Here is a 19,776-nt window from a genome sequence, read left to right on the forward strand (position 1 = left end):
ATCAAAGCCAATCGATATTAAACCAATATCTTAATCGACAAACCGAGTTTAAAAAATAATCTTCTTGGACCAAAAAACAAAAAAATAAAATCAATAAAATTATTCATATCCAAATTTTTCATATCTTTACTTAATAATCATTAATTAAATAAAGAAACTAATAAGAAAAACCTTATTAATAAAATCAAAGCAACTCTTAACTTAGATTTTGAAATGTATCCGTAATATACTCTCATCGCAAACTTAAATAAACAAACATATATAGACTTGTCTTGCAAAATGAAAACAAAATCCTATTACCTTACACCTTGCCAATAATGAGGGGAGAGAAGGACTTCAACATAATCTCAATATGATCCCCTATACAAATCCCCTCTAATTCCTTAGGATGACAAACAAAGCTAAACACCCTTTGATTGAGCAGAACCTTAATCTGAGCACAAATCCCCAAAAACTCAATACTCAAAACCTCAACATTCAAAGCGACATTTGCACCCTCAAAATTTTCCTTAGGTGTTTTGATCCCTACGATATTCCCTGCATCAAGTTCAAAGATTCGATTGCTAAGACGATAAATTTCAGAAATTTGATGACTCACCAAAATCATCACAAACCCTAGCTCTTTTTGCAAAGAATTCAACTCATCAATCAATTTATTTTTGATTTTATAATCCAACGCGCTCAATGGCTCATCAAGAAGCAGAATCTTTGGCTGGCGCGCTAGGGCTCTTGCGATTGCCACACGCTGAGCTTGACCACCAGAAAGTTTATGGATTGGATGCTGAGCGATTTGATCAAGCTCCATCATTTCTAAAAGCTTTCTCACTTCTTCTTTTTTTACCCCCTTTCCAAACCCTACATTTTCTCCAACATTTAGGTGAGGAAAAAGTGCATAATTTTGAAAAACAACCCCCACCTCGCGTTTTTGTGGAGGAAGAAATACATTAAAAGCATTCCACTTTTCTCCATCGACACATAGCTCCCCCCAATCAGGTTTCTCAAGTCCAGCAAAAATGCGCAAAATAGTGCTTTTCCCCGCCCCACTTGCTCCAAAGATTCCAATACACTCTTGATTTGAAATCTCTCCTTTAAAATGAAGCTCAAACTCCCCTTGAGCCCCTTTGAGTTTTTTTCCAAAATCAAATGTAATCATCTCTCCCCCAAATATTTTTTATTGATCCACAAAATCAAAAACAAAATCCCAAAACAAACAAGAAACAAACTCAAAGCATATTGATGCGCCAAAGAATAATTCAGTGCCTCTACTTCATCATAAAGTGCGATACTTGCCAATCGCGTCTGCCCTTGAATATTGCCTCCTATCATCATCACAACACCAAATTCTCCAATCGCATGGACAAAGCTCCCCATACAAGCAAGCAATAAAGAGGGCTTAATATTTGGAAGAAGGACCTTAAAGAGCGTCTCAATCCTCCCCATTCCAAGCACAAAACTTGCTTCTTTAAGCTGATCTGGAAGAGATTGCAAGCCACTTTTGATCGGATTGACCATAAAGGGTAGGCCAAAAATTACACTTGCGATCAATACCCCCTCAAAGCTAAAGACTAATTTCAGATTAAAATTTTGAAGCAAAAAACTTCCAATCCCTCCATTGGGAGAAAAAAGCATCAATAAGTAAAACCCCAAAACTGTGGGAGGAAGAACTAAGGGTAGCCAAATCAGCACTTCTATGAAAATTTTCCAAGTTTTTTGAGAACAATAAAGAAAAAACCCCAAAAAGATTCCAATAGGAAGCAAAATGCATGTTGTCAAAAGAGCAAGCTTAAAAGTTAAAAGCATTGTTTCAAGAAACACTCCCCTACCCCCTCAAAAGCAAAATCTCATTGGATTTGACAAACCAAAAACATTCCATCCCCTCTTTCAATCCAAGTTCTTTGGTCGCCTCATAAGAAATCAAAGAAGAAATTTGATAAGACTGAAAACCAAAGACAACACGCGCCAAAATAGAATTATGCACAATTGAAAGGATAGGAGAATAAAATTTATTGCGAGCACTAATGCGAGAATCAAGAGCAATCATCACATCACTTTCTTTAAAATTCGCCCACACTATCTCTCCTACTTTCCACCCCTCATCCAAACTCATCACTCCCAAACGCTCCGATCCGCAATCAAGCTGAATAAAGCTCATCCCATCTTGAGAATCTTGCTTGAAAATCTCACACTTGATTTTATTCATTGCGACCATATCCAAAAGATTCAAAAATCTTCTGACCCTCATCACTCATCACAAACCGAGCAAAAGATCGCGCCAAAGCTTCATTTTTTGTGCGTTTCAAAATAATCATTGCTTGCTGAATAGGTGGATATGCTTTTTCATCCAAAATCCTATAACTCATCGTCGAATCAAAAATCACTAAAGATAGAGCATTTAAACCAATCTCTGCTGATCCACTTTTGACATGCAAAAAAGCTTGTCCTATAGAATCACCTATTACAAGTTTATCTTTGACTTTGTCATAAAGTTTTTTTTGTTTCAAAAATGCTTCGCCAGCCTCTCCATAGGGAGCTAACTTGGGATTGGCAATAGAGATATGCTTCACATTTGGAGATAAAAAAACAGAATCTGTAGAGAGATTGATGTCTTTTGCACTGCAAACGACAAGCTTTCCAAGCGCATAGATTCTTGGTTCAAGTAGCCCCAACCCCTCTTTGAAGAGTTTTTGAGCTTTTTGCAAATCTGCAGAAAAGAAAAGATCTACTTCTAATCCATTTTTAATTTGAGCATAAGCCTTTCCTGATGAGAGATAAGTGATCTCAATCTCTTCATTTGGAAAATCTTTTAAAAACTCAGTTTTTATCGTCTCCATCACTCCCTTTAAATTTGCAGCAGCCACAATCTTTAATTCCCCAGAAAACACACAAGACAATGCCAAAAATAATCCCAACCAAATCTTCATCATCACTTCCTTATATAAAAAAATATATAACGCATTCTAGCATACCCACCAATCCTTACTCATTCTCATTTCAAATACAAAATCTTCACGCACATTCCCAAAGCAACAAGAATCACAATGGGCTTAATAATCTTCTCAGCATGCAAATACACAAGCCTTGATCCTACCAAAGATCCAAGAATCGTCCCAATAGCCATCACTACACCAATTTTCCAAATCACCCATCCACTCAAGGCAAAAACACAGAAAGAGGCAAAATTAGAAGCAAGATTAAAAAGTTTTGCATGAGCGACAGCTTTTATAGCCCCCATTCCAAACAAGATCACAAACATAAGAGTCAAAAAAATTCCTGCCCCTGCACCCAAAAATCCATCATAAAATCCCAAAAAACACACAAAAAAGGGTAAACCCAACCATCTCACTTTGGGCTTTGTATCATTCTTTGGAAATTGAGGAGAAATCAGACAAAACAAAGCCACTCCCCCCAAAACAATCGCAATCATCTTCTCAAGCTTGACTTGATCAATCACTCCAACATTCATCACTCCAAAACAGGCACCACACACAGAAAACAAAAGCGCAATCCACAAAGATCTAAAATCAAACATTCCTTTTTTAAAAAAGAAGTAAGTAGCATAAAGAGGAGAAAACATACTTTGGACTTTATTTGTTGCCAAAGCCTGAAGAGGAGAGATCCCTGCAAGCATCAATGCAGGGATTGTCAATAACCCTCCTCCTCCTGCAATCACATCAATCGCTCCCGCACAAAAAGCGATTCCAAAAAGAAACACAAAAGTCTCAAATCCTATAGCTTCCATTCTTTTTGGGCCAATTTCACAGCTTCAAGAACATTAGCAATCCCTCCAGCAAGAGAAAAAAGCCAATATTTATGCAAGAAAATAAGTTCAATTTGCTTAGCGCGCCTTTGCATTTCATCATCTGTAGTTTTAACCAAAACCCTTGCAATATCAAGTTCTTGATGAAAAATATAAGACTGTAATGCATCAACAAACAAAGATCCAAACAAGGGCTCTTTAAAGAAGAGTTTGATTTTTTCGATCTCTTTACTCAAAGAATCTAACTTCTGATAATCAATCATTTCAAGTCTTTTTTCTTCATTTAGCGTTTCAAGTTCTTCGCAGAAATGCGCCACTTTTAAAAAAACTTTTTCGATTCTCTTTTGTTTTTTCTTCCCTTCTTTGAGCCAAAGGCGACATTTTTCTTCAATGATCTTTAGATTGTTTTGCCTCACCTCTTCTGTGGGAAAATCCAAAGCAATAGGTTGTTTTTCCTCTCTTGGTATGCGTTGCAAGACTTCAGAGAAAGGAAGCTCAAGAGTCCCTTTTATCCTTGCTCCCCCCTCTGTTGAATTGATCACCTCCAAAGGATAGGGAGTATTTGCAATATCTCTTTCATAGAAATTTAAAAACATCTTCCACACTTGAGTACTCTCAACCTCTCCCTCCCCCCCATAGCGTGTCAGATATACACTTTGTCCAGCACGCTTGGATCCTTTTTGTATCTCATCACTTCCATAAACTGCTCCTTTAGAATGAGAGCTTCCATCATCTCCAAAAGCAAGATCTTGGCCAATAATCACGCATCGTTTAAACCTCGCATGCACAATCAATTCATAAGCCATATTTGCAGCACTCATTCCAATCCCCAAATAACCATACTCATGAATCCCAAAATAAGTGGTGTAGCCAAATGGACGATAGCTGTATTGAATCAACCCTCCATTTTCCTCAATTGCCCTTCGCAATCTTGGATGCACAATCGAAGTAATCGCAAAAATCACTCCCTCAAACGCCTCTTTTGGTGTTTCTTCATAAAACTTTGCTGTTGCTTCCACTCGCTCCAAAGAAAGGACAATATCGGGCTTAATTCCATTTTGATAAAGAATAGGGAATGATGCATCAATGCAAAATAATGTCGCATAAGGTGCGATCTGCTTCAAAAGAGGAAGTTGTTTGTGCAAGCTAGGACCTGTTGAGACAATGATGGCAGTATCGCGATTTTTAAGATTTAAAACCAAATCTACTAGAGTTGGAGTTTGGATTGTTTGAGGGAGGTTGGCAATATGATGTTTGATCCCAATAATTGCATCTTTAGCATCATTGCCCACAGCTACAACCAAGTGCTCAATTGCTCGAATAAAGCTTTGGTTGATTCTCAAAAATTTTTCCCTATATCGCTCATAATAGGGATTGAAAATCTCAAGCATATAGGTTTTGACATAAAACTTAGAGTGTTTATCTTCTTCAAATAAAGAAGCAATACCCTGATCATCAAGATCTTCACGCAAAACAAGTTTTCCGCTTAAGATTTCTTGAGAGAAATCAATAAAATGCAGTGCAATGAACAAAATTTCAAGCTCTGGCTCAATCACCACAATCCGCTTACGAATCTCTTGATCCAAAAGTAGCTTATGAAGCACCCCATTTCCCATCCCATAACAATATAAATAAGGATGATATAAGCTCTCTTTGAGCGTATCAAATCTTTTCATCGTTTCTTGCAAAGGCTGAGTGCTAAATATTGCGACATTTTCATTTTTATCAACAATATTATAATTAGCAATATCTTCACCAATAAACACTTCATATTTTTGGTTAGGTGTGATGTTTTGGAGCTTGAAAGCTAGATTTGGATTTTTAACTGCAAGAGAAGCAAGATTAGATTCAAAAAAATTATTCATATCCTTTGACCCTTCAATCATCTATGATCCCACCCCATTTACACCCCCTATTTTAAGCTATTGCAAGAGTCTTAAAACATTTTGTTGCACTGCATTGGCTTGAGCCATTGCAAAACTTCCACTTTGAGCCAAAATATTATGTTTTGAGAATGTCGCAGATTCTGCGGCAAAGTCTACATCTCTAATTTGAGATTCTGCAGCTTTTACATTCACCTGTGTAACAGAAATATTATTGATTGTAGAAGTAAGTTGGTTTTGGACAGAACCCATATCTGCTCTAATCTTATCAAGCTGAATTCTTGCTGATTCTGCCATATCCATTACAATCATCGCACCCTCAAGGCTTGTCACACCAGCGCTTAATCCTTGAGCATTCATATTAGCTTGCGCAAGATTTGCGTTTGCTCCAGAGGCTGAGGCGACATTGGCATCAAAACTTCCAAGCAAAGATCTCAAAGCAATCGTTGCTTCTGCGACCCCTTGAGCAGAATGGAATCCAATATGGCTAAAATTTGTTCCGCTCACGACGATATCTCTTGCGTTGGTTCGAGTGAGAGTAAGTCGTCCAACAATTGCGTGTGTGGCTCCCGAAATTCCTGCAAAATTGCCACCACCAAAGACAGATCCTGTCGCACTAACAGCTTGGATAGAAATAGCCCTTCCATCTAAGCTCTTGACATTGATTCTTCCTGTAATATCTGTATATGCTTCAACTCCTGTTGAATCTTTAACTGCATTGATTGCATTAATCAATCGCCCATCAGAATCATTTCTTGCCACATCAACAGTCCCAATCTCTACTCCATTGATTGTTAGCCCTCTTACTGTTCCAGATTGAACAGGAGTTCCACCTGTAGCAACAACATTCCAACTTGCTCTAACGCCCAATTTATCCGAATAGCGATTGATCGCTTCACTCAAAACCCCAATTCCTGTCCCTGCAGAGTTTGAGATCTTAACGGCCTCAATTTCATATTCTTCTGTTCCATTAACGCCTTTAAAGTTCAAAGCAACTTCAGTTAGATTCTTTGCTCCAGCACTTGCTTTCATTCCAATTCCATCAAAAGATGCGGTTTCCATACGAACATGTCCGATCTTATTGGAATTAGTTGCACCAATACTTGCCTTAACAGTTGTGTTAGAGAAAGCTCCAATTTGGAATTCTTTGTTTGTAAATGCACCAGAGAGCATCTGCTGACCATTGAAACTTGTTGTGTTTGCGATATTATCAAGCTCTTCAAGCAATCTTGTAATATCAGCTTGGAGTGATTTTCTTGTTTCTGTTGTTTGCCCATCTTGAGCGGCTTGGATCGCTTTTGTTTTGATGGTATCTAAAATCTTGATTTGCTCATCCATTGCCTTATCAGCCACTTGGATCATCCCAATCGCATCATTAGCATTCTTAACTGCCTGCCCCAAAGATTCGCTTTGTGATCTCAAACTATCAGCAATTGCCATACCTGAAGCATCATCGGCAGCTTTATTGATTCTCAAACCCGAACTTAGCTTTTCCAAAGAACTGCTAATTGCTCGATTGTTTTGAACGCCAATACTATGAGCATTCAATGCAGAAATATTTGTATTTATCCTAAAACTCATGCTTGTATCCTTACAAAAAAATTACAAGCAATCACTTAGCAATATATGTTCCAATTTTATTTACTGCGACATAAAAAGGATTTTAGGGGGACTAAATCTGAAAAGAATATTTCAAAAGAAAAAATTATATAAAAGGGGAGATTATGGCCGGGAGAGAGGGATTCGAACCCCCGGAGGTGTGACCCTCAACGGTTTTCAAGACCGCCGCTTTCGACCACTCAGCCATCTCCCGAAAAGCAAATTAGAGAAATCATCAGTTGGAGGCGACACTCGGATTTGAACCGAGGAATCAAGGCTTTGCAGGCCCATGCCTTACCACTTGGCTATGTCGCCATATTTTTTGGTGCCCGAGGCCGGACTTGAACCGGCACGAACACAATGTTCGAGGGATTTTAAGTCCCTTGTGTCTACCATTCCACCACCCGGGCCTCGAGCAAAACTCAAAAAATTACCTAGATATTATTTAAGAGTTATTTTTAAAACACACAATAAAAACATGGAGCGGGAAACGAGGATCGAACTCGCGGCCCCAACCTTGGCAAGGTTGTGCTCTACCACTGAGCTATTCCCGCAATAAAAAGTGCAATTCTAACAGGGAAAATTAAAAAAATCAAGATAGTTTTTAAAACTTTTGATTAAAATTACAGCTTTTATCCCTTATTATTAAGGAAAAGCGGTGCTAGATTCCTTTCAAACCTATCCTTTTCAGAAACTTTCCCTTTTATTAGAAGGGATTGAACCTCCTAGTCACAATATTATTGATCTCACAATAGGAGAGCCCCAATTTGAGACACCCATAGCTATCCAGCAGGCTCTCATAGATCACGCAAGCTTACTTAGAAAGTATCCAAAATCTTCAGGAGAAGCACAACTCAAAGAAGCACAACTCCATTTCCTTGAAAAACGCTTTGGAGTTTCTCTCAACCAAACCCAAATTATCCCTACTTTTGGAACAAGGGAAGTTTTATTTAATTTTCCTCACTTTTTTTTGAGCAATCTTCCTCATCCAGTCATCGCCTATCCTAATCCTTTTTATCAAGTATATGAAGGGGGAGCAATCGGAGCAAAAGCAGATATTATCCTTATGGATTTAAACCAAGAAAATCATTTCAAGCCCTCTCTTACCCCCCAACAACTTCAAAAAGTCAATCTTGTCATTCTTAATTCGCCCAACAATCCAACAGGAAGCACTCTCGCACTTCAAGAACTCAGTCAATGGGTTGAACTTGCCTTGGAATATAATTTTGTGATTCTAAGCGATGAATGCTATAGTGAAATTTATCAAGATCTCCCTCCGCCAAGCATTTTAGAGGCCTGTATGCAGATTGGAAATAAAGAATTTAAAAATATCCTTGCATTAAACTCAATTTCAAAAAGATCATCTGCTCCTGGATTGCGAAGTGGCTTCATTGCTGGAGATTCCAATATTCTAAAGCCCTACAACCTCTATCGCACTTATATTGGTTGTGCTATCCCGCTCCCACTACAAGAAGCTGCAAAAGTAGCTTGGAATCTCTCAAGCGAGCAAACGCGATTAATTTATGCACAAAACCTCCAAATCGCTCAAGAAATCTTTCAAGACTGTTCTATCTCGCCCTTTACTTTTTATGTTTGGCTCGCAGTCAAAGATGATCTTAAATTCACACAAAAACTCTTTAAAGAATATGGAATCAAGGTTTTACCTGGAAGGTTTCTAGGTCGCAATCAGGCTGGTGAAGGTTTTGTGCGATTGGCGCTTGTTTACCAAACACATACGATTGCCAAAGCATTGCAAAAAATCAAATACGCTCTTAAAACTTTTAAGGAGGAAGAATGAAGATACATTGTATTGGGATTGGGGGAATTGGAATTTCTGGACTTGCACGCTATCTCAAATCTCAAGGACACAGCATTAGCGGATCAGATGTTGCACCCAACAAAATAGTCAAACAACTTCAAAAAGAAGGGATTCCTATTTGTATCCCTCACCACCAATCCTCAATCAATCATCAGGATTTGATCATCCACTCAGCTATCATTCGCTCTGATAACATTGAAATCCAAGAGGCACAAAAACAAAATATTCCCATCCTCTCACGCAAAGAAGCGCTCAAACAAATCCTTAGAGATCATCGCGTTTTTAGTGTTTGTGGAGCACATGGGAAAAGCACAACTAGCGCAATGCTTAGCAGTATATTGCCTCACTTTGGGGCTATTATTGGAGCTGAGAGTAAGGAATTTGGCTCTAATGTAAGACAAACAAAAAATCAAAATCTTGTTTTTGAAGCAGACGAATCAGATAAAAGTTTTTTAAACTCCAACCCCTATTGTGCAATCGTCACCAATGCAGAACCCGAACATATGGAAAACTATCATCACAACCTTGATGAGTTTTATGGAGCATATGAGAGTTTTTTGCTTCAAGCACAAAAGCGTGTTATCAATATGGATGACCCATTCTTAGGCTCTCTTGCAATTGATGCAATTCGCCTATACCCACAAACAGATATCCAAAATCTCTCATTCTTTCTCAAAGAAGGAGAGCCTTTCACACGCTTTAATCTCAAAAATTTGGGAGAATTTGAAGTTTGGGGACTTGGGAATCATACCGCTTTAAATGCCTCTTTGGCAATTTTGGCAAGTTTAGATGAGCTTCCACTGGATCAGATTCGCAATAATCTTAAAAATTTTAGAGGGATCAAAAAACGCTTTGATATCATAAGCAAAGCTCAGGCAATTATTATTGATGATTATGCTCACCACCCCACAGAAATCAGAGCTACCCTTCAAGCCCTGCAAACTTACAATTCACTCAAATCCCCCTCTCCCATCACCTGCATTTGGCAACCACATAAATATTCACGCTTTTTGGATAACCAACAAGCTTTTATCGAATGTTTTAGAGGCTGTGATCGCCTCATCATCTTACCTGTTTGGAAAGCAGGAGAAAAACACCAAGAAATTGATTTTGCATCTCTCTTTGCTCAATACAATCCCACCTTTGCCACACATATCACCCAAAAATCTGGAGAAATCTATCTACACCAACAAGATCAAATTTTTGAAAGTATCAATGAAGGTGTGATTATTGGATTTGGAGCTGGAGACATTACAGAACAATTAAGGGAAAAATGTGACTGATTTGATTCAAAAACTTGATCTCTCTGAATTTATCGCTTCTTTTAAAGATTTCTTTGCCCGACCCAAAGAAATCAGTCTACAAGGAGATGAAAATTTTTATATCACAATCCTTCAAGAACTAGAAAATTTCAGTCTCCCCCCTCTTCCTTCTCTTGCAAATCTTGATCACCCACTTATGCTTTTGCAAAAATTTGGGACGCTTAAATTAGACGAAATTGCATCTTTTGCAAAAATCATTGCCTACTTTTCGATGATTCAGAAATCAAGCCTTATCCCCAAAGATGGAGCTTTCAAGACTTGGCTTGAAAAAATCATCATTCCTCCTGCATTGCTTGAGATTTCATCATATTTTGATGAAGAGGGGCAAATCAAAGAAGGAACATTTGCAGAACTTGATGGGCTCAAATATAATCTTTCTCGAAACAAAAAAGAGATTTCTTATCAATTTTCACATCTCTTTTCGCTCGAAAAACTTTCCTCCTATCTTGTTGATCGACAAATTCACTATCTCAATGGAAATGAATGCCTTTTATTGAAGTCTGGTTTTAATCATGTGATTAAAGGAATGATTATTTCAAGATCTCAAAATGGATTTTTCTATCTCTGTCCTGAAAGCATCGTCAAGCTCAAAGAAAGAGAATCTCAAATCCAAGATGCCATTGAAGATCTTTTGTTTCAGATTTGTAAAACCATTAGTCAAAGCTTTCAAAAGCATCTTTCCTTTCTAAAATTTATCAACGCAAGTTTTGACACTCTTGACCATCTTCAAGCACGAAGCAATTTCGCCAAATCTAAAAATTTACAATTCCTCTTTCGCTCCCAAACCCAAGACTTGATTTTGAGCGATTATGCTCATCCAGCCCTCAAAAATCCTCAATTGCTCAACATCCGCTTCCAACGCAACCTTTTAATGATCACAGGGGTGAATGCTGGAGGAAAAACAATGCTCCTCAAATCCATCCTAAGTTGCGCATTTCTTAGTAAATACCTCATCCCTCAAAAAATCAATGCCCAAAAATCAAAAATTGGCTATTTTAAACATATTCAAGCCATTATTTCTGATCCTCAAAATAGCAAAAATGATATTTCGACATTTGCAGGCAGAATGCTTGAAATCTCAAAAATCCTCAATTCTGATTCAATGCTTTTGGCTATCGATGAAATTGAGCTAGGCACAGATTCTGATGAAGCCTCAAGTTTATATAAAACCATTCTTGAACACCTTCTTCTTAAAAATAACAAAATCATCATCACAACCCACCACAAAAGACTTGCCTCACTAATGGCCTCTCACCCTAAAGTTGAACTCTATGCCGCACTCTTTGATGAGAAAAATCAAACCCCTACTTTTGGCTTCTTGCAAGGAAGTATTGGAAAAAGTTATGCATTTGAAACAGCGATGCGCTATCACATCCCTCCAAGTCTCATCCAAAAAGCCAAAGAGCATTATGGGGATGACAAAGAAAAACTCAATATCCTTATTGAAAAATCTACACTTTTAGAGCTTGAATTGCATCAAAAAAACCAACAGCTTTCTAAAGAAATCCAAAAAACCCAAAGGATGCAAGAAGAACTTCAAGATCAAATCAAACACAACCAAAAAGAAGTCCAGCAAACCAAACAGAAACTTCAACAAACCTATGATGAAGCGCTCAAGATTCTCAAATCAGAGGCCAAAAATCTCTCTCAAATCCACCAAAATATGAACAAAGCCCATCAAGTCCTCAAATCTCACAATGATAAAACCTCAAAAGCCAAACCTCAATCCTTGAGCATTGGGCAAATGGTGAAATATCTCCATCAAAGAGGTGTAATTGTGGGTAGAAGTGGGGAGCTTTTCTTGATTGAATGTGACAATGGAATGAAACTCAAGGTTAAGCCTCAAGATCTCACTCCAACAACAAAACCAAAAGCCCAACCCAATCAGCCCAAAATCAATGCTCCCAAAAATTCAACAGGAATCACGCTTGACCTTCATGGCCTGCGTGTAGAAGAAGCCCTTGAAAAAACTGACAAATTCCTTTCAGATTGCCTTTTAGCAGGATATGATGAAGTTTTGATCTATCATGGAATTGGCTCAGGGATTCTCTCAAGAGCAATCAAAGAATTCTTGCTCGCTCATCCAAAAGTCATTCGCTTTGAAGATGCTCCACCTCAAATGGGAGGGTTTGGAGCAAAACTTATATGGCTTTAGTGTTTTAAATCAATCAATGAAGGAATCAAAATGTTTAATATTGTTCTAGTTGAGCCACGCATTCCTCAAAATACGGGAAATATTGGGAGGCTTTGCGTTGCAGGATGGGCCAAACTCCACCTCATCCATCCTCTAGGATTTCAAATCTCACAAAAAGAACTCAAACGCGCAGGAATGGATTATTGGAAAGATCTTGAAGTTTATGAATGGAAAAACCTAGATGCATTTTGGGAAGCTTTTCCAGTCAATTCTCAGCATTTCTTTCTTTCAACAAAAGCAGACAAAAATTATTTTGATGCCTCTTTTTCCAAAGAGTGCTTTTTATACTTTGGACGAGAAGATGCTGGATTAGACCCTCACATCCTACAAACTTATTCAAACCAAGCTCTAAAACTCCCCATGAAAGAAACAATACGCAGTATCAATCTAGCCACATGTGTAGGGGCTGTTTTATATGAGGCAATTAGACAAAACTGGCCCCTTTAGTGGGCAATCTCAATCACGCGACTTTCTCGAATCATATGCACTTTAATTTCCCCAGGATATTGGAATCCCTCTTCAATTTCTTTGGCAATCTCTTTGGCCAATACCGCACACTCTGCATCATCAACTACCAAAGCATCCACAATCACACGAATCTCCTTGCCCGCATTGATCACATATGCTTGCTTCACTCCACGCTTTTTCATAGCAATCGCTTCAAGCTCAACGGCTCTTTTTAAAAAACTCTCCAAAGCCTCTCGTCTAGCCCCAGGCCTTGCTGCAGAAAGCGTATCTGCACAGCAAACTGCAGCAGCTTCTATGCTTCTTGGTTCCTCATAATCGTGATGAGCCCTAATCGCATTAAGCACAACAGGGTCTTCCTGATATTTCAAGCAAAGCTCATAACCCAACTCTACATGATTCCCACCAAAATCTTGTGTCATAGCTTTTCCAACATCATGCAAGATTCCAGCTCGTTTGGCCAATCTAGCATCTCCTCCTAGCTCCTCAGCAATCACACCAGCAAGATTAGCAACCTCCAAAGAATGCCCCAAGGTGTTTTGACCAAAACTTGCTCGATATTTTAATCGCCCAATCATTTTTTTAAGCTCTGGATGCATATATCCCAAACCAAGATCCAACACGACCTCTTCCCCATCTTGCAACAAACTCTCCTCCATCTCTTCGCTCACTCGCTTGAAAATCTCCTCAATTCTCAAAGGCTGTATACGTCCATCCTCAATCAATTCTTCAAGGACTTTTGTTGCAATCGCACGACGATAGAGATTGAAGCTACTTAGGACAATCGTCAAAGGAGTATCATCAATAATGACATCTACACCTGTAATCATTTCAAATGTTTTAATATTGCGTCCATCTTTTCCGATAATCCTCCCCTTAAGCTCATCACTAGGGAGGGTCACGACATTGATCAACCTCTCTTGTGCAAATTCTCCAGAATAGCGCGTTGTCGCTTGAGCAATCATAAAATTGGCTCGTTTTTTCAACTCATTTTTAAGCTCATTTTCGTGATAGCGGATCATTTTCCCCTTATGCGCGATCAAATCCTCTTCATAAAGCCTTAAAAGTTCTTTTTTGACTTCATTTTCATTCATTCCAAGATAATTTCCAAAAAGCTCCTTTAGCCTTTCTCTTTCTTGATGATTTTGCTCTACAAGATGCGTATAACACTTCTCTTGCTCTAAAAGTCTCTTTTGAATATTTTGATTCTCTTCTTGATGTTTTTGGAGTTTTTTGGCTTGTTTTTGAAGTTTTTTTTCTAAAAGCTCCAAATCCTGTATTTTTTGCTGATATCGCAATTCTAATTCTTTCTCTTTTAGCCCCACTTGGGACAAATCACTCCTAAAAAGTGATTTTTGATATAAAGATTTTCTAAAAATCAGATAAAGCCCAATCATTACGATTAAAATCAAAAATATAAGGCTTACTTCGACTATTTGCATTGTGTTTTCCTAATCTTAAAAATACTTTTGAGAATAAAACCATATCAGCCCGAATATCTCTAAAGTTTGTCACCGGTTTTTTCGAAAAAACCGGATACCTTGACAAAAAAATTATATAGGGTTTAGCAAGCAATCTGGCAAAAAAATGGTCATAATATCCTTGACCAAAACCAATCCTCCTTAAATCCGAATCAAATGCCAAAATTGGCACAACAGCAAGATCAATCTCTCCTTCATAACAAGAAGAACTTCCGGATTCTAAAATATTATATTGTCCACGCTTAAGAGGAAAACGCAAGCGCTGAACAAACATCGTCTTCCCTTTGATGCAAGGCACAAATACATTGAGTTTCTTTTGTCGCAATTGATGCATCAAACAAATCAAATCCACTTCATGCCTCATAGGATAAAACAACAAAATATTTTTAAATCTCCTCTTCTTAATCCAATCAAGCAAAAAGTGCTGAATCATTTTATCGTGCATATAAATATTGACTTGATTTGATCTCTTGTTGAGAATTTTTTTTGCCAAAACTCTTACTTTTTCTTTCAAGTTTTCTCCTAAATCTTTATAATCACAGTTATGAAAAAAATAACTTTACTTTCATTTTTGTGGATACTTATTTTTCTTATAGGATGCAATCAAGGAAGCTTTGCCAAAAAGCTCTATCCAGAATACAGATTCCAAAGCATCTCGGGCAAAACACTCAATATTACAAAAATCAAAAATCGCCTTGAGATTTTAAATCAAAGCAAGCCTATTTTGTTCTATTTCGTTCAGCCAATGTGCAACACTTGCTTTGAGGGAATTGAGCACATTAAACGCATCCGTGACACATATCAAAATCAAATTGATTTTATTCCTATCCTTATTGCCAATGATTCCAATCTCAATCTCTATAAAGATGAAGCAACAATTCTTAATCAAACCTATGATTTAGACTTTGATTTTTATTTTGCGACAGACAAAAAGAATTTCTTAGAAAATTTTGATCGCCAAACAGATACCAATCTTTTGGTGCTCTATGATGAGAAATTGCGACTTGTTCAAGAATATGAGGGGCTTGTTCCAGAAGAAATGGTGGAGTTTGATATCAATCAAATCCTAAATCAAAATGGAGAAAAATAATGTTTCAAAGCCTCAAATCGATTCTTAAAAAAACAACCGATGGAATCTCTCAGGCCATCGGCACAAAAAAGAAACTTATCTCTCAAAATGAACTAGAAAATGCTCTCATTGAAAGCGATATTTCCTATGACTTGATCGAAATGATGCTCAAAAATCTCCCTCAAGAAGTGAGCAAAAACGAACTTGAGGTGGCATTGTGGAGATTCTTCCGCGCTGAGAGCTATTATGATAAATTGCAATACACCCCCCTTCAAGATAAACCTGAGGTAATGCTTATTATTGGCGTAAATGGCGCAGGAAAAACAACAACAATTGCCAAGCTTGCTCATTTAGCTAAAAAGCAAGGGAAAAAAGTCATCTTAGGTGCAGGAGATACATTCCGCGCTGCAGCAATTGAACAGCTCAAGCTTTGGGGAGAGAAGCTAGGGATTGAAGTGATCAGCTCTCAAATTGGTCATGATCCAAGCTCGATAGCATTTGATAGCATTAAAGCTGGACTTGCAAGGGGAGCAGATCAAATCATTATCGATACTGCAGGAAGATTACATAATCAAACCAATCTCAAAAATGAACTCATCAAAATCTCCAAAGTTTGCTCCAAAGCCTTAGATGAAAAACCCTTTCACAAACTGCTTATCCTTGATGGGACGCAAGGAAGCTCAGCAATCACTCAAGCTAAGATTTTCAATGAAATCTTAAATGTTGATGGAATCATTGTCACCAAGCTTGATAGCACAAGCAAAGGAGGAGCGATCTTGAGTATGATTTATGAGCTCAAACTCCCTATTGCCTACATCGGCACTGGCGAAAAAGAAGACAATCTTCTTCCATTTAATGAAGAAGAATATATTCAATCGATTTTAGAGGCGATTTTTGGCTAAAAAGCACACATTGTTTGAATGTCAGCATTGTGGATTCCAAAGCCCTAAATGGCTTGGAAAATGTCCCAATTGTCAAGAATGGGAAAGTCTTGTTGAGCTTAAAAGCGAACAAATCGCTTATCTCAAAGCAAACTCATCTCCAAATCCAACTCCATCCAAAGCCATCCCCATCACACAAGTCAATCATGAAGAATTTAGCAAATTTAGCTCAGGAGAAAGTGAGCTTGATTTGGTACTTGGGGGAGGGATCGTTGAGGGCGGACTTTATTTGATTGGTGGAAGTCCGGGGGTGGGAAAATCTACGCTTTTGCTCAAAGTTTCATACAACCTAGCCCAACAAGGAAAGCGTGTGCTATATATCAGCGGGGAAGAGAGTGCAGGACAAATCAAAATGCGCGCAGAACGCCTTCATTGCATTCATCCCAATCTCTATCTTCTCAATGAGATCAATCTCTCAAGCATTTTAGAACATTCCAAAGACTATGAAGTGTGCATTATTGATTCTATTCAAACACTCTTTTCAGAAAGCATCACCTCAGCACCTGGGTCTGTTTCTCAAGTGAGAGAAAGTACCTTTTCTCTTCTTAGGGTTGCCAAAGATTACAATATCGCGATCTTTATTATTGGCCATATCACCAAAGAAGGCTCGATTGCTGGTCCTAGAGTGCTTGAACATATGGTTGATAGTGTGCTTTATTTTGAGGGAGATCCAAGTCGAGAAATCAGATTCCTTAGAGGGTTTAAAAATCGCTTTGGCACAACAAGTGAGGTAGGAATCTTTGAGATGAAAGAAAATGGCTTAGTCAGTGCCAAAGAAGTCTCCAAGCTCTTTTTTCAATCCAAAAAGCAAATGGCAGGGAGTGCGACAACAGTCATTCTTGAGGGATCAAGAGCTCTAGTCATAGAAGTTCAAGCACTTGTGAGTGAAAATTCTTTTGGGATGCCCAAACGCTTAGCAACAGGATTTGACCTCAATCGTCTCAATATGCTTTTGGCACTTTTAGAAAAAAAACTTGATCTTCCACTTAATCGCTATGATGTTTTTGTCAATATCTCAGGGGGAATCAAAATCAATGAAACTGGGGCTGATCTTGCTTTGATTGCAAGCATTGTCTCAAGCTTTAAAAATCGCCCCCTCAATCCTCAAACAGCTTTTATCGGAGAAGTGACATTGATTGGCGATATTAGAGAATCGGGCAATTTGGATATCCGCCTAAGAGAGCTTGCAAACTATGGATTTACCAAAGCAATCATCGCTCAAAAGCCTAGCAATCCCGCCCCTATCAAATGCTATGAGATTCAAGAAGTAACAAAACTCCTTGATTGGATGTGATTAGAGCCTAAAAGCAAAGCTAGTTTCCTCGTTGGGCTTAGATTTGATTTTCAAACGACTTTGATGAAGAGTCAAAATCTTTTTAACGATAAAAAGTCCCAAACCAAAGGAATTTTCACTCTCTGGATTGGCTTTATAAAATTTCTTTGTCACTTTTTTAATTTGCTCTTGGGTGATCCCAATGCCATAATCTGTAATTTTAAATTTTCCATCTTTAATCTCAATCAAGATTTCATCTTGACTATATTTCAAGGCATTAGAAATGAGATTGATCACTACTTGTTCGATCAAAAACACATCCCCTCTTACAAAAGTTGTTTCTCCCAAAAGTTTGATTCGATGATTATCTTGAGCTTGGATAATCCCTTGCACAACCTCAAACAAATCAAATTCTTCAAATTGAACTTGCTTTATATCTAGATTGAAAACAAAATTGAGCTTATGTGTTAATTGATTGAGACGAACAACTTGATGGCGTATTTTTTGATAAAAAAGATCTTTTTGCTCAATCTTTGGGTTTTCTAGCCCATCAAGAGAGAGCTGAATAATGCTCAAAGGATTTTTAAGTTCGTGAGAAATGGCACTCAAAAGATTTGAGAGTTGTTCGTTCTTGAGTTTGATCTTTTGAGTTTGTTTCAATGTTTTTTGATCTCGTCGAGCAAGAATCTTTTCTAGCTTCTGAAGTTGCTCTGAAAACACTTGCATTTCCCCAAATCTTAAGGATAAAAGCGATTTTGCTTTTCCTTTTTGAGTGGGTGAGAGAATTTGCTCAAATTGCTCCTTGAAACTCACATAGAACAACCAACAAATACAAATTACACACAACATAAAGACACAAAAAATAACAAGATTTAAACCATCCACCCTAATTTGAGGAAGCATATACAAAACAAGCATCTTATCCCTCAAATAAAGCACTTGATAAACCATCCCATCTTCATAAATAGGGGAAGAGCTTTCTTTGAAATTTTGCTTTTGTATTGATTGTGGGGATGATGAAATATATCTATCTTTTTTTACAACCAAAAGTTCCACACCCAATCCCTCACTCAAAGATTGGAGATTGTCTTGGTTTATTTCTTTAGGGTCAATGCTTTTTAGAGCAAAAAGAGCATGTTGGATCCTTGTTTGAGAATCAAGGATTGCTTGCTTGGTATTGCTTTGCACATTCCACTGATAGCTCACTCCTGCAAACAAAACAAACAAAGCACAAAATATACCGATAAAAACTCCCCTAAAACTCAACACAAGCGATACCCCAAACCACGAATAGGAAGGATTTTTTCTTTCAAAAATGGAAATTTTTGTTTCAATCTTGTGATAGCTATATTGATTGTTTTATCGCTTGTTGTGTCATTTTTCCACACGCTCTCACTCAAAAATTGACGACTAAGGGTTTCATTTTTGTTTTCAAAAAAACATCTCAAAAGTTCAAACTCCAATCCACTCACAGACACACTCTTCCCCTCATAAAAACACTCCCTCTCTCCCAAAAGCAAGACGCACTCCCCATATTGCAAACGATTTTTTAGCTTCCGTCGCATCATAGCCTTAAGACGCAAGATCAATTCCTTCATCTCAAAAGGCTTGCAAATATAATCATCACACCCCTTTTCAAATCCCTCAAACACCTCCTCTTGTCTTGCTTTTGCTGTTAGAAAAATAACTGATTCTTCATAGCCAAGCTTTCTGAGTTTTTGAATGGATTTGATGCTATCCCCACTGGGCAAATTTCGATCAACGATTAAAGCATCAACCCTCCCCTCATGCAATACCTCTTCCAAATCTGGCATATCCAAAAAACTTTGCACAGAGATTCCCTCCTGCATCAAATGCAAGCAAATCAACTCATTCAAATCTTTTTCATCTTCAATCAAAACGACATTTAGCATTTGCAAACTATACCAAAACCCCTTTCTACTCACAAATGTTTCCAAAAAGTTTCCAAATCT

At 37.9% G+C, this 19,776-nt stretch carries 18 protein-coding genes and 4 tRNA genes; 7 read left to right on the forward strand and 15 right to left on the reverse strand.

The window, feature by feature from the left end; all coding sequences use genetic code 11:
• Positions 1-301: 301 nt before the first annotated feature.
• The 11 genes from LW137_RS01410 to LW137_RS01460 all read right to left on the reverse strand — a co-directional run bounded on the left by LW137_RS01410 (position 302) and on the right by LW137_RS01460 (position 7,793).
• A complete protein-coding gene (locus tag LW137_RS01410) occupies positions 302-1,153 on the reverse strand; it encodes an ABC transporter ATP-binding protein (protein WP_233032644.1) in 852 nt (283 codons plus the stop codon).
• Positions 1,150-1,800, reverse strand: coding sequence for a molybdate ABC transporter permease subunit (gene modB, locus LW137_RS01415; protein WP_233032761.1), 651 nt, complete (start codon positions 1,798-1,800; stop codon positions 1,150-1,152). The genes LW137_RS01410 and modB overlap by 4 nt, the downstream gene beginning before the upstream one ends.
• Positions 1,801-1,819: 19 nt before the next feature.
• A complete protein-coding gene (locus tag LW137_RS01420) occupies positions 1,820-2,200 on the reverse strand; it encodes a TOBE domain-containing protein (RefSeq protein ID WP_233032645.1) in 381 nt (126 codons plus the stop codon).
• Positions 2,193-2,921, reverse strand: coding sequence for a molybdate ABC transporter substrate-binding protein (modA, locus tag LW137_RS01425; protein ID WP_233032646.1), 729 nt, complete (start codon positions 2,919-2,921; stop codon positions 2,193-2,195). Before modA ends, LW137_RS01420 begins: the two co-directional genes overlap by 8 nt.
• Positions 2,922-2,986: 65 nt before the next feature.
• On the reverse strand, positions 2,987-3,739 hold the full coding sequence (locus LW137_RS01430; protein WP_233032647.1) for a TSUP family transporter: 753 nt from the start codon (positions 3,737-3,739) through the stop codon (positions 2,987-2,989).
• Entirely contained in the window at positions 3,727-5,622 is a 1,896-nt protein-coding gene (locus LW137_RS01435; RefSeq protein WP_233032762.1) for a motility associated factor glycosyltransferase family protein, read from the reverse strand. Before LW137_RS01435 ends, LW137_RS01430 begins: the two co-directional genes overlap by 13 nt.
• A gap of 57 nt (positions 5,623-5,679) precedes the next feature.
• A complete protein-coding gene (locus LW137_RS01440; protein WP_233032648.1) occupies positions 5,680-7,221 on the reverse strand; it encodes a flagellin B in 1,542 nt (513 codons plus the stop codon).
• A gap of 144 nt (positions 7,222-7,365) precedes the next feature.
• Positions 7,366-7,453, reverse strand: a tRNA-Ser gene (locus tag LW137_RS01445).
• A 26-nt stretch (positions 7,454-7,479) separates the two neighbouring features.
• Positions 7,480-7,554, reverse strand: a tRNA-Cys gene (locus LW137_RS01450).
• Between the two features lie 8 nt (positions 7,555-7,562).
• Positions 7,563-7,649: transfer RNA gene (locus tag LW137_RS01455), tRNA-Leu, on the reverse strand.
• 69 nt (positions 7,650-7,718) lie between these two features.
• A tRNA-Gly gene (locus tag LW137_RS01460) sits at positions 7,719-7,793 on the reverse strand.
• Positions 7,794-7,897: 104 nt separating this feature from the next.
• On the opposite strand from LW137_RS01460, the gene LW137_RS01465 reads away from it, so the two are divergent.
• The 4 genes from LW137_RS01465 to LW137_RS01480 are packed head-to-tail and all read left to right on the forward strand — an operon-like array spanning position 7,898 to position 13,021.
• Positions 7,898-9,037, forward strand: coding sequence for a succinyldiaminopimelate transaminase (locus tag LW137_RS01465; protein WP_233032649.1), 1,140 nt, complete (start codon positions 7,898-7,900; stop codon positions 9,035-9,037).
• Entirely contained in the window at positions 9,034-10,341 is a 1,308-nt protein-coding gene (murC, locus tag LW137_RS01470; RefSeq protein ID WP_233032650.1) for a UDP-N-acetylmuramate--L-alanine ligase, read from the forward strand. The genes LW137_RS01465 and murC overlap by 4 nt, the downstream gene beginning before the upstream one ends.
• The gene (locus tag LW137_RS01475; RefSeq protein ID WP_233032651.1) at positions 10,334-12,535 is read left to right on the forward strand and encodes an endonuclease MutS2; all 2,202 of its coding nucleotides are present in this window, start codon (positions 10,334-10,336) and stop codon (positions 12,533-12,535) included. Before murC ends, LW137_RS01475 begins: the two co-directional genes overlap by 8 nt.
• Positions 12,536-12,565: 30 nt before the next feature.
• The gene (locus LW137_RS01480) at positions 12,566-13,021 is read left to right on the forward strand and encodes a tRNA (cytidine(34)-2'-O)-methyltransferase (protein ID WP_233032652.1); all 456 of its coding nucleotides are present in this window, start codon (positions 12,566-12,568) and stop codon (positions 13,019-13,021) included.
• On the opposite strand, the gene rny is transcribed toward LW137_RS01480, so the two are convergent.
• Complete coding sequence (rny, locus tag LW137_RS01485; protein ID WP_233032653.1) at positions 13,018-14,481, reverse strand: ribonuclease Y; 1,464 nt, start codon at positions 14,479-14,481, stop codon at positions 13,018-13,020. The genes LW137_RS01480 and rny overlap by 4 nt on opposite strands.
• On the reverse strand, positions 14,411-15,034 hold the full coding sequence (locus tag LW137_RS01490; protein ID WP_233032654.1) for a 5-formyltetrahydrofolate cyclo-ligase: 624 nt from the start codon (positions 15,032-15,034) through the stop codon (positions 14,411-14,413). The genes rny and LW137_RS01490 overlap by 71 nt, the downstream gene beginning before the upstream one ends.
• Positions 15,035-15,064: 30 nt before the next feature.
• Between LW137_RS01490 and LW137_RS01495 the strand changes: the two genes are divergently transcribed.
• From LW137_RS01495 to radA, 3 genes are read left to right on the forward strand one after another with little or no spacing between them, the layout of a single operon-like run.
• Positions 15,065-15,610, forward strand: coding sequence for a hypothetical protein (locus LW137_RS01495; protein ID WP_233032655.1), 546 nt, complete (start codon positions 15,065-15,067; stop codon positions 15,608-15,610).
• Positions 15,610-16,491 carry a signal recognition particle-docking protein FtsY gene (gene ftsY, locus LW137_RS01500; RefSeq protein WP_233032656.1) on the forward strand — a complete coding sequence of 294 codons (882 nt, stop codon included), beginning with the start codon at positions 15,610-15,612 and terminating at the stop codon, positions 16,489-16,491. The genes LW137_RS01495 and ftsY overlap by 1 nt, the downstream gene beginning before the upstream one ends.
• Positions 16,484-17,824 (forward strand): DNA repair protein RadA, encoded by a 1,341-nt coding sequence (radA, locus tag LW137_RS01505; RefSeq protein ID WP_233032657.1) that lies wholly within the window; start codon positions 16,484-16,486, stop codon positions 17,822-17,824. Before ftsY ends, radA begins: the two co-directional genes overlap by 8 nt.
• Here the strand turns inward: radA and LW137_RS01510 are convergent, their stop codons facing one another.
• Positions 17,825-19,072 (reverse strand): sensor histidine kinase, encoded by a 1,248-nt coding sequence (locus LW137_RS01510; RefSeq protein WP_233032658.1) that lies wholly within the window; start codon positions 19,070-19,072, stop codon positions 17,825-17,827. It lies immediately after the preceding gene.
• A complete protein-coding gene (locus LW137_RS01515; protein WP_428845612.1) occupies positions 19,066-19,722 on the reverse strand; it encodes a response regulator transcription factor in 657 nt (218 codons plus the stop codon). Before LW137_RS01515 ends, LW137_RS01510 begins: the two co-directional genes overlap by 7 nt.
• Positions 19,723-19,776: the final 54 nt, after the last annotated feature.

This window comes from Helicobacter kayseriensis (assembly GCF_021300655.1).
GTDB lineage: Bacteria > Campylobacterota > Campylobacteria > Campylobacterales > Helicobacteraceae > Helicobacter_G > Helicobacter_G kayseriensis.